The 12,178-nt window shown below is 67.7% G+C and carries 13 protein-coding genes, 1 tRNA gene and 1 pseudogene; 4 read left to right on the plus strand and 11 right to left on the minus strand.

Features of this window, described 5'->3' with window-relative positions:
- The first annotated feature begins 30 nt into the window (after positions 1–30).
- The gene (locus ACWEQQ_RS21795; RefSeq protein ID WP_452349461.1) at positions 31–444 is read left to right on the plus strand and encodes a secondary thiamine-phosphate synthase enzyme YjbQ; all 414 of its coding nucleotides are present in this window, start codon (positions 31–33) and stop codon (positions 442–444) included.
- 287 nt (positions 445–731) lie between these two features.
- On the opposite strand, the pseudogene ACWEQQ_RS21800 reads toward ACWEQQ_RS21795, so the two are convergent.
- Positions 732–1,164: pseudogene (locus ACWEQQ_RS21800) on the minus strand (hypothetical protein); the annotation flags it as partial.
- A 12-nt stretch (positions 1,165–1,176) separates the two neighbouring features.
- On the opposite strand from ACWEQQ_RS21800, the gene ACWEQQ_RS21805 reads away from it, so the two are divergent.
- Positions 1,177–1,623, plus strand: a complete 447-nt coding sequence (locus ACWEQQ_RS21805; protein ID WP_452349522.1) for a DUF2834 domain-containing protein — start codon at positions 1,177–1,179, stop codon at positions 1,621–1,623.
- Here the strand turns inward: ACWEQQ_RS21805 and ACWEQQ_RS21810 are convergent.
- The 3 genes from ACWEQQ_RS21810 to ACWEQQ_RS21820 form a co-directional block, all read right to left on the minus strand.
- Positions 1,620–2,489 carry a DUF2510 domain-containing protein gene (locus ACWEQQ_RS21810; protein WP_452349462.1) on the minus strand — a complete coding sequence of 290 codons (870 nt, stop codon included), beginning with the start codon at positions 2,487–2,489 and terminating at the stop codon, positions 1,620–1,622. The two genes, ACWEQQ_RS21805 and ACWEQQ_RS21810, sit on opposite strands and share 4 nt — an antisense overlap.
- Before the next feature lie 585 nt (positions 2,490–3,074).
- Complete coding sequence (locus ACWEQQ_RS21815) at positions 3,075–3,494, minus strand: hypothetical protein (RefSeq protein WP_452349463.1); 420 nt, start codon at positions 3,492–3,494, stop codon at positions 3,075–3,077.
- A gap of 236 nt (positions 3,495–3,730) precedes the next feature.
- On the minus strand, positions 3,731–4,201 hold the full coding sequence (locus ACWEQQ_RS21820) for a cupin domain-containing protein (RefSeq protein WP_452341530.1): 471 nt from the start codon (positions 4,199–4,201) through the stop codon (positions 3,731–3,733).
- Between the two features lie 76 nt (positions 4,202–4,277).
- Between ACWEQQ_RS21820 and ACWEQQ_RS21825 the strand changes: the two genes are divergently transcribed.
- A complete protein-coding gene (locus ACWEQQ_RS21825; RefSeq protein WP_452349464.1) occupies positions 4,278–4,850 on the plus strand; it encodes a TetR/AcrR family transcriptional regulator in 573 nt (190 codons plus the stop codon).
- 261 nt (positions 4,851–5,111) lie between these two features.
- Here the strand turns inward: ACWEQQ_RS21825 and ACWEQQ_RS21830 are convergent.
- The 4 genes from ACWEQQ_RS21830 to ACWEQQ_RS21845 all read right to left on the minus strand — a co-directional run bounded on the left by ACWEQQ_RS21830 (position 5,112) and on the right by ACWEQQ_RS21845 (position 7,837).
- Positions 5,112–5,185: transfer RNA gene (locus ACWEQQ_RS21830), tRNA-Leu, on the minus strand.
- A gap of 60 nt (positions 5,186–5,245) precedes the next feature.
- On the minus strand, positions 5,246–6,091 hold the full coding sequence (locus ACWEQQ_RS21835; RefSeq protein WP_452349465.1) for a universal stress protein: 846 nt from the start codon (positions 6,089–6,091) through the stop codon (positions 5,246–5,248).
- Positions 6,092–6,350: 259 nt separating this feature from the next.
- On the minus strand, positions 6,351–7,235 hold the full coding sequence (locus tag ACWEQQ_RS21840; RefSeq protein ID WP_452349466.1) for an SDR family oxidoreductase: 885 nt from the start codon (positions 7,233–7,235) through the stop codon (positions 6,351–6,353).
- On the minus strand, positions 7,232–7,837 hold the full coding sequence (locus ACWEQQ_RS21845; protein ID WP_452349467.1) for a TetR/AcrR family transcriptional regulator: 606 nt from the start codon (positions 7,835–7,837) through the stop codon (positions 7,232–7,234). Before ACWEQQ_RS21845 ends, ACWEQQ_RS21840 begins: the two co-directional genes overlap by 4 nt.
- A gap of 95 nt (positions 7,838–7,932) precedes the next feature.
- On the opposite strand from ACWEQQ_RS21845, the gene ACWEQQ_RS21850 reads away from it, so the two are divergent.
- Positions 7,933–8,985: an alpha/beta fold hydrolase gene (locus ACWEQQ_RS21850; RefSeq protein WP_452349468.1), complete on the plus strand. Its 1,053-nt coding sequence runs from the start codon at positions 7,933–7,935 to the stop codon at positions 8,983–8,985.
- A 13-nt stretch (positions 8,986–8,998) separates the two neighbouring features.
- On the opposite strand, the gene ACWEQQ_RS21855 is transcribed toward ACWEQQ_RS21850, so the two are convergent.
- The 3 genes from ACWEQQ_RS21855 to ACWEQQ_RS21865 form a co-directional block, all read right to left on the minus strand.
- Positions 8,999–9,487 (minus strand): hypothetical protein, encoded by a 489-nt coding sequence (locus ACWEQQ_RS21855; RefSeq protein WP_452342361.1) that lies wholly within the window; start codon positions 9,485–9,487, stop codon positions 8,999–9,001.
- A 234-nt stretch (positions 9,488–9,721) separates the two neighbouring features.
- Positions 9,722–10,078 (minus strand): hypothetical protein, encoded by a 357-nt coding sequence (locus ACWEQQ_RS21860; protein WP_452349469.1) that lies wholly within the window; start codon positions 10,076–10,078, stop codon positions 9,722–9,724.
- A gap of 230 nt (positions 10,079–10,308) precedes the next feature.
- On the minus strand, positions 10,309–12,141 hold the full coding sequence (locus ACWEQQ_RS21865) for an APC family permease (protein WP_452349470.1): 1,833 nt from the start codon (positions 12,139–12,141) through the stop codon (positions 10,309–10,311).
- Positions 12,142–12,178 lie beyond the last annotated feature (37 nt).

The following is a 12,178-nucleotide window of genomic DNA, read 5'->3' on the forward strand; positions in this document are numbered from 1 at the left end:
AGACGGCACAGCTGGAGGACGATGATGCCCATGGAGAGCAGACTGATCGAGGTGGAGACGGGCCGTCGCGAGGTTGTCCACGACCTCACATCGCAGTGTGCAGCTTTTCTGCGTGAGACGGCGACGGAATCCGACGGGTTACTTCACGTATTCGTGCCGCACGCGACCGCGGGCATCGCGCTGATCGAACTCGGCGCAGGCAGCGACGATGACTTGCTCGCCGCGCTGCGGGACCTGCTGCCCGCCGACGATCGCTGGCGGCACGCACACGGCTCACGCGGACACGGACGCTCGCACGTCATGCCCGCGCTGATTGCTCCCTATGCCAGCATTCCGGTGTTGCGCGGCGAAATGGCGCTGGGGACTTGGCAATCGGTCGCCATCGTGGATCTCAATGTCGACAACCCGGTGCGGCACGTGCGGTTGTCCTTCCTGGCCGGCTGAAACGAAGCACCATTCGGCCGTAAGGCCACGCATGGAGCTGTCGCGGACGCTCTGTGGGCTGCGAAAGCCCTGGCAAGTCAGGGCTTTCGACAGCGTGGTGCTACTTCTGAGCCGACAAGGCTGCTCGGGTGAACACCGATCACCGGAATCGAGTTCGCGCTGCCCGTTCGATGCGCACCCTCGGACCTAGAGCTTGGCGATAGTGACCGGGATGCCGTTGAGTGCGCCATTGCCCGAGGGTTCGTCGATGAGCAGCGGCGGGGAGAGCGCATTGGTATTGGCGCCGGGTCCTCGGGTGCGAAGGCGGGTTCGGAATAGCTGGCAATGCTGTTGAGCGCGAACGCGAGCAGTAGATCGTCGTGGTGCGGTCGTTCCAGCGGCGACAGTCCGGGGAGGATGACGTCGGCGCGGCGGGTGGTTTCGTTGACCGCGTTGTCGACGCAGATCATCGCGTCCAGGCCCGTCAGCAACTCGTCGAGCTTCTCCCATTCGGGGTGTCGGTGACCCGTTCCGGCGGCCAGTCCGCCGCGACGGAGCGGACGGTCGCCAGACCGTCGACCTCGGCCGCGAGATCACCGAGTGTCACGAGATTCTCGGCGAACAGGGTGTGGACGACCGCCAGTATCAGGGCCGCGTCCGTGCCGGGACGACGGAGAGCCACTCACTGGCGCGGGCGGCGGTCTTGGTGCGCACCGGGTCGATCACGATGACCTTGCCGCGTCCGTCCTCGGAATCGCCACCACCGCCTGGATACTGCGAGAGAACCGCGCCCTCTTCCGCGTGGACATCGACGGAAATCGCAGCAGCGCACTGGAAATCGCGTATTGGACGATCGGCATCGCCTCGGTGCTGCTCGGCTGGTACTTCAATATCCGCTTCGTGGCGCGGTATCACTCCGACGACTCGAATCCCCTGTGGGGCAACGGCGCCAGCTGGTCCCACTACATCAACCTCATGTTCAGCAACTGGGCCGCCGACTCCGCGAGCCAGGACTACACCATCCTCAACGTCCTGATCCTGCCCCTCATGTCGATCACCGGCGGAATTCGAAAGGGCCTGCCCAAACCCTGGCTCTTCTTCGTCAACAGCCTGTTCACCAGCGCCGCTTTCGGATTCGTCCTCTACCTCATCACCGCTGACCGCCACCGCCGACTGTCGGCGGCCACCGCGCGGGCCTAGGGCCGGTTCCTCCGATGATCCGTCCACTGCGCGCCGTTCCACCAGCGGTCGATGTTCCGCAATCCCTCGGGGTCGGCGTACCAGCCCGCAGGGGGAAAGGCCGGAGGTGGGACGGCCTGCGTAGGTCCGGTTGGCCGGGGATACGGCCGGGTGAATGCCTGCTGTCCCAGCAGCGGCTGCAAGCCGGCCTTCTCCAGCTTGGCCAGTCTCGCCGCTACGAACTGATCGTGACGGCGCCTGCCACAGAAGGCGCCGGCGAGGCAGAAGGACAGAATAACGGCGTAGGCGAGGAACAAAGGAAGTAGCTCCGACGAGAAGGGTGGGGCGTTGTCGCCCATATCCGCTGTGAGCGCGTGCCACGCCACCGCCAAGATCAATATCCGAAGCACCAGTGCCAGGCCGACGGCGGCCATCGTCCACAGGTACGGATGGTCCCTCAGGTAATGCGAAGCGCGGGCGGAAACGAATGCCATACCGATCCCGACGAGGGCGATGACGATGGCCATGATCACGATCGTGGCCCCCGGGTCGTTGTCGGTCCCACCCGCACTGATGAGCACGCCACCGATCGAATCCACGAAAAACAACGCCGCGACAAAGAGCGCCACCACGAGGCCAATCGGTCGTTGCGGCCATCCCTGCTGTCGTATGTCGGCAATGTCCGCCGCCGGACTTCTCCGCCGGGTGCGGACCTGGTAATGAATTGCCGCTGGTAGAGCCAACCCGGTGGACACGAGCGTTCCCTGTACCGGGGCGGGAAGGTGGGCCGCGGCCGCCAGGTAGCCAATCGCTATGGCGCAGGCGATGCTGGCACCGAGGCCATATACCGAATGTTCGTTCAAGCCGTCCTTACTGGCCTGAGTCATCTATTTCTCCCCCCTTTTTTCATCATGCGGATCGCGGCTTACGTCGAGGCGGCGAGGTGGCGACGGTTGGCGGCCCCTGCGGGCGCTTCGGCCCTCAGCTACGACGAAGTAGCCGATGTTGTGCTGGTCGGCCGAGGTCGGGAATACGGGCCATTGCGACCTCCCCTCTCCAACGAGCCGGCTTCGAGAACGACTATGCGGTCGTCGATGCCGCCTGTCTTGAGTAGTGCGCTACGCGAACCACGGCCCGCGACTGCGGGGCGTGTGCGGGTAGGTTGCTATCCGCTCCCTGGCGACTCCTCCACCTTCCTCATACCCTCAGCGGAGTGAGACGATCAGGCCATGAGGAAGGCCGGGAATTCCAAAGCGACGTGATGCCAGCTCGGGAAGCGCTGGCAGTTGGTGCAGCTGGATCGTCGGACCGGACCACAGCCAGTCGCCCGGGCAGTGAGTCGACGGTCCGAACTCGACTGCGGGAGGCCGAGTCGGGTACGGCTCTCTCGTGCCCAGCACTGCCCATGGCGTTGCAGTAGCTCTGCGGGCTGTCGAAAGCCCTGGCAAGCCAGGGCTTTCGACAGCGTGGTGCTACTTCTGAGCCGACAGGCTGCTCAGGAGCCCACCGATTACCGGAATCGAGTTCGCGCTGCCGGTTCCGCCGGTGGACGGCGTGCAGCTGGCTCCAGCGGGAGCGCTCTGGACAACGTTGATCAGCTCCGTCGCGACGAGTTTGGCGGCGGTGCTGCTCCATGGATTGAAGTCGGCCATGGCGGTGAGCTGGTGCTGCCCGGCGACGGTCGGCGTCCACTGCACGGTGACATCTTGTCCGGCGACATACGACTTGACCATGGAGATCATGGGATTCGTCTGAGTCGTGAACGAGTAGTCGTAGAACGAGAAATCGGCGAAGCCCGAAGCCTGGGCGTGCAGGTCTGCAGCGTCGGCGGCGGGCATGGTGAGCGTGTAGGTCGAACCGACGCAGTAGGCCGACGACTTGGTAACGGACATCTCTGCTGATGCGGTCGTAGCCGAAACGATGGTGGCCACCCCGATCGCTGCAACGGCAGCGAATCCAACGGTCGAACGAGCAAGGACCGACATGGTCATACTTCCTTCTCCAGTTGTCGAAAATCCCCGTACGTCAAGGGGACTGGCGCAGCGTATCGCGAGTGACTGACATCTATTTCAGATGTGATATCGCCCGAATCGGGGCATGCGAAACGAAGGTGTAGGCACGCCGGTGTCTACGCCACCGTGGGTTCCTCGTACCGGATTTGGTACCTCGCGGCGATCGGGTTGATCTTGGCCGGGTCGAGGGCACCCGCGGTGAGCACGGTCGGCCCTGCCTCGATCAGATCCTCCAGATAGCACTCCCAGCCACCCGGTGACGAGATCTGGATGAGGCGAGGCGGGGGTGTGCAGGCGCGGCGCAGGGCGTGCGGAATGCCGTGGGGGAGTAGGACGAACATCCCGGCGGTGGCGTGTTCGACGCGGTCGTCGAATTCCACCTCGAGTGTGCCGTCGAGCACGTAGATGCATTCGTCGGCCACGTGATGGGTGTGGCGGGGGATATCGCGGGCGAGGGTGACTTCCAGGAGCGAGAAGCGGCCTTCGGTATCGGCGGTGGTGGCCTTCACGGCGAACGCGGGCGGCAGGGGCAGGCGGCCGGGGCGGGCCGCGCCGGCGTCGAGCAGCAGAAATCGATTGTGGGACATGGTGGTACCCTTCGACTCAAGAGAAACGGAACCGGAATCCGGATCCGTTTTGAGTGTAGGCAGGAAGGGGACCCGAGTGTCAAGCCCGTCGTCGCCGTCGCGCAAGCCGCGTGCGGACGCCTCCCGTAATCGTGACCGCATCCTGGAAGCCGCACGAAACCTGTTCGCGGAGCGGGGAAGCCAGGTCCAACTGCCGGAAGTGGCGCGGGCCGCGGGTGTCGGGATCGGCACCGTGTACCGGCACTTCCCGGCACAGGCCGACCTTATCGAAGCCGCGGCCGCGCAACGCTTCGCCGAGATCGAGGAATACGCGCGCACCGAATGTCTGAACCACGCCGAGCCCGGCCGGGCGGTGCTGGACTATCTGACCCATGTCGGCGAAACCCTCGCGGCCGACAGTGGATTGTCCGCCGCCATCGAAGCCTCCCGTCAATCGCGCGGTAGTGAACCGCGCGGCGCTGCGCTGGAACAGCTCGCCGAGATCCTCAGCGCGCTCATCGAATCCGACCAGACTGCTGGAACGGTGCGCCCGGACCTGACCGTCGCCGATGTCTACATGGTGGTCGGCGCACTGTCCGCCACCATCCGCTCCGGCAGTGGCGACTGGCGCCGGTTGCTCACCCTGCTGTCCGACGGGCTGCGAGTTTAAGGCTGTATCGTGAATGTTGTTGTGCTGCAACACTGACACACTTCCTGGCGTCTCGACCGCCCGCAGAGATCGCCGGGTTCAGTGAACTGCTCGCCGAGCCGGGATCGAGGAACCACAGCGATCCGTGCTGCCGCAGCCCCTTTCAGCCCCTGCCGGATCAGCTCGAAGTAGCGCTTCTCGACGGCCATCGGCGTCTTGCTGAGTGCGTATCGGGGCAGGCAAACGGGCGTGTCTCAGGGTGATTTACCAGCGGTTTTGTAGTGCCCCCGGACGGGCTCGAACCGTCACTTGGCGGATTTTAAGTCCGCTGCCTCTGCCAATTGGGCTACGGGGGCGTCTGGGTCAGACTACCGAGCCGTACGGTCGTGCTGGTAGCAGGTATTTGGGGGGGCGGGTCAGGGGGTGGGGGCGATCATGATGGGGGTTTGGACGGAGAGCAGGAGGGATTGGCTGGTGGAGCCGAAGACCTTGCTGACGAAGCCGCCTCGGCCTCGGGTGCCCACCACCAGAAGCTGGGTGCTGGAGGAGAGTTCGAGGAGGGAGCGTTCGGGGCTGTCGTGGGAGGTTTCGCGGTCTATGCGGACGTTGGGGTAGCGCTCCTGCCAGCCGGCCAGGCTCTCGGCGAGGACGTAGTCGTCGAGGGCATCCATTTCGGGGTCGTCGGAGGCGCCTTCGGCGTGCAGGGCGATGACGGCCACGCCGCGGACCGAGGCTTCGTCGAGGGCCGCCGCGACGGCGGGCTCGCTGATCTTGGTGCCGTCGACGCCGACCAGGATGGGGCGGGTGAGTAGATCGGGAGGTAGGGGGACGCCGTCTCGGACCACGACGAACGGGCAGTGGGAGCGGCGGGCGAGGACCGAGCTGACCGAGCCGAGGAGGGCCCGGCGCAGGGTGCCGCCGCCGCGGGCGCCGGCCACGACCATGCGGGCGTCGCGGGTGCGCTCGAGGAGGGTGGGGACCACGGCGCCGGCGCTCAATTCGGTGGTGACCGTGAGGCCGGGGGAGATCTTGGCGGCTTCTTCGGCGGCGGTTTCCAGCAGCCAGTTGCCGTGTTCCTCGAGCCGGGAGTAGTCCTCGGTGGTGATCGTGGTGCCCAGGCCCAGACCCTGGTCGGGGGTGATCTCGAGGACGCGCAGCAGGTGCAGGGGCGCGTGGTGCAGGGCGGCGGTGTGGGCCGCCCAGGCGACGGCCGAACCGGCCGATTCGTCCACGGCGACGATGACGGCTTCCCCTGTCGACATGCTGAGTCCTCTCCCATCGTGAATCACGCGGTGCGGCTGCGGGATAGCTGAGCGGTCGCTATCGACCCTACGCCGACGCGGGCCCGCCGCGGCCGAGCGGCACCGCGATCCGGGTCACGGGAATTCCGGCCAGGTCCCGGACCGGCGGCGCAACACACCCGCGGCCCCGCCGAGGGGTGTACGGGGGACTCGGCGGGGCCGCGGGGCCGGGCTGCGAGCAGCCCATGCAGGCATCCTGGTACCTCAACCCACATTGAGGTCAAGGCCCCGGGGGCGGACCGCCGGCTCGGCGGAAGTGCGTGAGGTTTTCGGCGAGGAAGTCATCCAGGGTGCGCGGCGCACGCCCCAGTATCCGGGCCACCACGCCGGTGGGCCGCTCGGGGCGGGTCCGGGCCAGGAGCTGGATCTCGGTCACGTGGGCGGCCAGCCAATCGGGCAGATGCGCCTGCCGAATCAGGTTGTCGCGCAGTGCCTCCGGCGGTACATCGACATAGCGGATCGGACGGCCGAGCAAGCGGGACAGCCGCGCCGCGATCTCCGGATAGCCGAAGACCTCCGCGCCAGTGAGCGTGTGTACCTGCCCCCGGAGTTCGGGCCGGGTCAGCACCGCGGCCGCGACATCCCCGATGTCACGGCAGTCGACCCAGTTGCAGGCCGTATCGCCCATCGCGCCGACGATGACGCCTTCCGCCAACCCGGGCGCCAGCGTCCGCAGCTTCTGCATGAAGGCGTACGGCCGCAGAATCGTATGCGCGACACCGGATCCGCGCAGATGCTCCTCGATGGCCCAGTGCCAGCGCGAGATCGTGACGGGGGAGTCCGGTTCGGCGGCGGGCGCGGACAGCTTCACGATGTGTTCCACACCGCTGCTCACCGCCAGGTCGATGGCACGCGTCTCGAACTCGACCTGCCGCGGGCCGTTCACCATGGTGAGGAACAGCTGTGACGCTCCGTCGAACGCCGCGCGCAGCGATTCCGGATCGGCGGCATCAACGGCCGCGAACTCCACGCCGCGCACCTCGCCGAGCCGATCTCGCAATCGCCCGGGGTCCCGGCTCAGGGCCCGGCACGGCACCCCGAGTTCTCGAAGCCCTTGCAGAGCAGCGCCTCCGGTCTCTCCGGACGCTCCCATCACCACGATCATTCCGATGTCCTTTCGCCTGCCGAGATCAGCCCCTTCAGCACGAGGTCGACGACCCGCTCGGCGTAGTCGTCGGACAGCGGCTCCCGGGTGAGCAGTTTGCGGAAATGAATTGGCGCCGTCAGTATTTCGAGCACCAGCCAGGGGTCCGGAGCCGTCTTCAGCTCACCGCGTCCGACAGCGCGATCGAGCATCACGCATGCGCCGTCCAGGCGAACCCGCCAGAATTCCGCGCGGGATTCCGCGAGTTCCGGGTTGTCGCTTGCACTCGCCATGGCCCGCCCCAGCATCGTGCCGAGCGGCGAATCGACGATCGCCATCATGGATCGGTTGAACGCGATCAGGTCCGTGCGCAGTGATCCGGTGTCCGGCACGGGCAGGTTCTCCGCGCTGTGCTCCAGCATCGCGTCGAAGATCAGCCGCTCGCGGGTCTTCCAGCGCCGGTAGATCGAGCTCTCGTGCACGCCCGCCCGGGTGGCGACCGCGCCGATGCTCAGCTGGTCGAATCCATTGTCGGCCAGCACTTCCAAGGTCGCGTCCAGCACGGCCTGCCGGACGCGCGCGGAGCGGCCGCCTGTCCGGCGGCGAACTTCCGAATCGGTCACTCGGCAATATTAACGCAAGGAGTCTTGCGTTAGATCCTGCCGAGGTCTACCGTTCCTAAACGCAATCATCTTTGCGTTAGTGGCAGGAGGATCGAATGGCGTTCCACTGGCAGATCGACCCGCAGGACCTTTTCGTCGAGCGGTACCCGCAGATGGTGGGTACCGGCCTGCCGCAGGCCGACGTCGACATCACGCGGGCGGCCATCACGGACATGTGGCACGACGGCCCGGGCGGCTGGGTGCACGAATGGTCCACCCTGGCCGGGGGATACGCGGCCACCGGCCGGCACCGGCTCGCGGCGCTGGCCTACGGCTGGGCCAAGTTCCCCACCCTGGCCGACGAGTCCAAGTGCGCGGCGCTGTCCGATCAGGTTGATCAATACCTGCTCGCCGCACCGGATTTCGGGCTCGACTTCTCCCGGCTGACCGTCGAGGCTCCCTATCGCGGCATGCGGATCGACGTCCCGGTGCACCTGCTGACCCCGCCCGGCTGGTCGGCCGCCGACCCCGTTCTGCTGGCCTCCGGCGGCGTCGACTCCTGGAAGATCGACCTGCACTCGCTGTTCGCCGACCTGGCCCTGCGTACCGGAATGCGCGTGCTGGCCTTCGACATTCCGGGTACCGGCGAGACGCCCGTGCCCATGTCCGCCGACAGCGGCTACGGCGTGGTCCGCGCGATCATCGACCGCGCCCGCACCCTCGGCACTGGCCGGGTCGTACATCTGGGCATCTCCATGGGCGGCTGGTTCTCCGCCCGCTCCGGCCTGGCCGCCGAGGTGGACGCCGCCATCGTGCTGGGCGGCCCGATCGAGCGCGCCTTCGACCCGGACCGCACCTGGGCCTACGGCATGCGCGGAATCATCGGCAACGCACTGGGATTCGACGCCGAGCCCGCCGATGCCGAACTCGCGCAGCGCATGTCCGAATTCACGCTGCGTAAGTGGCTGGACCGGGACTGGAACGCGCCCATGCTCGTGCTCAACGGCGCGGACGACGTGCACATCCCGGCCGCCGACACCCTGATCTTCGAGGGCCGCCGTGACACCGAGGTGCACCTGCTCCCGGATACCGGGCACTGTGCGATCACCAAACTGCCGGAGGCGAACCGGATCATGGTCGATTGGCTGGTCTCGACCGCCGCCTGGTGACCGGGCGGGCGGCTCACGGCCGCTCGGCCCCCTCCGGCCACACCACCGTCACGGGCATGTCCCGCGCGCGGGCGGTCGACACCACATCGGCCGTGCCGCCGAAGCCGCGCGCGGGCAGTCCGTCCCACACCGCCAGCAGCTCGCCGGCCTCGTCGAGCATGCGCAGGCTGCCGGCCTGGTGCGCCTCGGGATTCGATTCCTCGCGGTCCAGTTCGATGACCCGGTCGGCGGCGGTGAGGAGATGGTCGTAGACCGGGTGATGGAACGCGGGCAGGCTCGCCCGGTACCGCCGGGCCGGGACGACCGCGATCAGTACCCCGCCCGCATCCAGGATCGCCTGCGCGAAGAGCGCATCCGGCCCGTCGGCCAGGCAGCTCACCCCGACCGGGGGCGGGCCGCCGGGCCGGATGCGCAGCGCCACCTCCAGTCGCAGCGCCCGATCCACCAGGGCGAGCGTGGTCGCGGGCAGCCCGCGATGCCCGGTGATGGCGACGCTCGTCATTGGTCGTCTCGTCCGTAGAGGGTCGCGAGGGCGTCGTCGAGTGCCCTCGCCTCGACGGTACGCGCGGGCAGATCGGCGCGGAACGCCCTGGCCAGGCGGGTGATTCGCTCACTTGGTAGGTGAGACCGACCAGCAGCGCCTCGGCCGCCAGCGCGCAGCCCGCCTCGATGTCGCCGCTGCGCGCCAGCACCTGGGCGTGCTCGACCTTGGCCAGTGGGCGTGGCTTCTCGGCGGTCAACGCGGAGTCCGCGTTCTCGAAGGCGAGGTGTGCCGCGCGATTGTCGCCCACTCGGATTCGGTTGGCGCGGAGTTCGACAGCACCACGTTCGTGGTCACCACGAGCGCGCCGGACAGGAATTGCTTGCGGTTCACGGGCTCGTCATCCGCCGCGCGATGCGGCGTGCTGAAGCCGGGTTCGGCATCGGTCGCCACGTTCAGGACCGCACGCAGTGCGGATCGGTAATGTCTTCTGGGCCACGTCGTTTCGCCTCGCTCCCACTTGCCGACGTGCCGTTCGTCGACGGCCCCGCGCTTGCTGGTGGCCCGGAAGACCTGGTCGTTGACGGCGTCGGCCAGCTCCCGGCGAGTCATCGATTGCCCCGGCGCTCCGGGTGATTCCATGCGCAGCCGAGCCTCGATGAGCAGCTCGTTCCGTCCTCGAAGGAGTTTGCGTATCTGCCGATCTGGTGGCCGTCGCCGACATCATCACGGTGAACCCCGAGAACACCTACGCCCGCTATGCCACGGGGCAGGTCCCGGAACGCTACGAGGCGTAGCGAATCCCGGGCATAGCGGACGATTCGCCTCCCGCACGGCCGTGATCAATCCACCCGCACGGCCAAGGTCGCCACCACGGCATCGGTGCGGGCGCGCAGCGCGGCGGTGAGCACCGGCCCGCGCGGATTGTGCAGCAGCCGATGCCACCAGCGGCGCGTCTCGACCTGGGTGAGCAGCACCGTCACCTGGTGGCCCTTGGCCGTCTGCTTGCGCACATATCCGACCAGCGTGGCCACCAGGCTGCGGTTCGGAGCGGGCAGCACCATGAGCGGCACGCCCGGATCCCACTTCTTCCATTGTGCCCCAAGATGTTTCGCCGAGTCCGGTTCGATGGCCACGGCCACCGCCACCACCTCGCCGTCCAGTCGCAGCGCGGTGGTCAGGGCCTGTTCGGTGAGCGCGCTGACGGCCACCACCGGCACCACGATGAGGCTGGTCTTCGTGCCGGGCGCCGGCGCGGGCGGAATCCGGCCCAGCCCCAACACCTTCGCGACCTGTGCGTAGTAGTCCTCGGTGCGCGCGAACAGCAGCACCAGGGCGGGGATGATGATCAACAGCAGCCACGCGCCCTCACGGAACTTCTCCAGCATCAGCACCACCCCGGCGACAGCGGTGAGCACCGCGCCGAAACCATTGAGCAGCGCGCGCGGCAGCCAGCCCGGCCCGCGCACCTCCCGCCAGTGCCGCACCAGACCGATCTGGCTGATGGTGAACCCGATGAACACGCCGATCGCGAACACCGGCAGCAGCCGATGCGTGTCCGCCCTCACGATGAGCAGCACGATCGCCGCCAGGATCGCCAGCGCGCCCACGCCGTACCGGAACACCGGCCGCTCCGACCGCATGGCGAAGGCGTGCGCCACCCGGTGGTCCTTGGCCAGCAGCGACAGCAGCACCGGCAGCCCGCCGAAACTGGTGTTGGCGGCCAGCACCAGCACCACGGTCACCGCGATATTGGTCAGATAGAACATCCAGCCGGTGCCGAACGCGGCCGCCGAGAGCTGCGCCAGAATCGTCACGTCCCCGCGCGGCACCATGTGGTACTGCCGGATGAGCATCGACAGCCCGATCAGCATGATCCCCAGCAGCGCGCCCAGCGCCATCTCGGTGTGCTGGGCGCGTTTCACCGCGGGCGTGCGGAAGGCGGGCACCGCGTTGGCGATGGCCTCGACACCGGTCAGCGCCGAGCAGCCGGCCGAGAACGCCTTGAGCAGCAACAGGATTCCCACCGACTCGACCGGTTCCACCGGACCCAGGTCGGTGCCGATGACCGCGACCGGATCGTGGTGCAGGAAGCCGCCGGCGATGACCGCGAAGATGGCCAGTATGAACACGATGGTCGGCCCCATCAGCACCTTGGCCGATTCCGCGATTCCGATCAGGTTCAGCACCGTCAGCACTACCAGCCCGAGCAGCGTCACCAGCAGCAGATGATCGGCCAGGGCGGGGAAGGCGCTGGCCAGGCTGGCCGCGCCCGCCGCCAGGCTGACCGCCACGGTCAGCACGTAGTCGACGACCAGGCTGGCCGCCGCCAGCAGCGCGGCCCCGCGCCCGAGATCCTTCTTGGCCACCGCGTACGCCCCGCCGCCATCCGGGTGCACCGCGATGACCTGGCGATACGACAGCACCAGCACGAGCAGCAGCGCCGTGATGGCCAGCGACACCGGCAGCGTCCACGACACCGCCCCGATCCCGGCCGGAATCAGCGCCAGCACAATGGCTTCCGGGCCATAGGCCACGCTCGACAGGGCGTCCAGCGACAGCGCCGCCAGCCCGCCCAGCGCGGTCAGCCGATAGGCGTCGCCGCGCTGATCGCGGCGCAGCCGCCGGTCGACGGTCAGCGGATGCTTCTTCGGAGTCTCGAGTGTCTCGACCACGGCCCTCATTGAACGCGGCCGCCGCCCGGACCTCGCG

Source organism: Nocardia sp. NPDC004123, from assembly GCF_053603795.1.

What these genes read in the sequence shown, in the direction of transcription:
- ACWEQQ_RS21840 (WP_452349466.1), bottom strand. Translation starts at nt 7,235, where the DNA reads ATGATCGTGGTGATGGGAGCGTCCGGAGAGACCGGAGGCGCTGCTCTG.
- ACWEQQ_RS21850 (WP_452349468.1), top strand. Translation starts at nt 7,933, where the DNA reads ATGGCGTTCCACTGGCAGATCGACCCGCAGGACCTTTTCGTCGAGCGG.
- ACWEQQ_RS21860 (WP_452349469.1), bottom strand. Translation starts at nt 10,078, where the DNA reads ATGACTCGCCGGGAGCTGGCCGACGCCGTCAACGACCAGGTCTTCCGG.
- ACWEQQ_RS21815 (WP_452349463.1), bottom strand. Translation starts at nt 3,494, where the DNA reads ATGTCCGTTACCAAGTCGTCGGCCTACTGCGTCGGTTCGACCTACACG.
- ACWEQQ_RS21810 (WP_452349462.1), bottom strand. Translation starts at nt 2,489, where the DNA reads ATGACTCAGGCCAGTAAGGACGGCTTGAACGAACATTCGGTATATGGC.
- ACWEQQ_RS21820 (WP_452341530.1), bottom strand. Translation starts at nt 4,201, where the DNA reads ATGTCCCACAATCGATTTCTGCTGCTCGACGCCGGCGCGGCCCGCCCC.
- ACWEQQ_RS21855 (WP_452342361.1), bottom strand. Translation starts at nt 9,487, where the DNA reads ATGACGAGCGTCGCCATCACCGGGCATCGCGGGCTGCCCGCGACCACG.
- ACWEQQ_RS21795 (WP_452349461.1), top strand. Translation starts at nt 31, where the DNA reads ATGGAGAGCAGACTGATCGAGGTGGAGACGGGCCGTCGCGAGGTTGTC.
- ACWEQQ_RS21835 (WP_452349465.1), bottom strand. Translation starts at nt 6,091, where the DNA reads ATGTCGACAGGGGAAGCCGTCATCGTCGCCGTGGACGAATCGGCCGGT.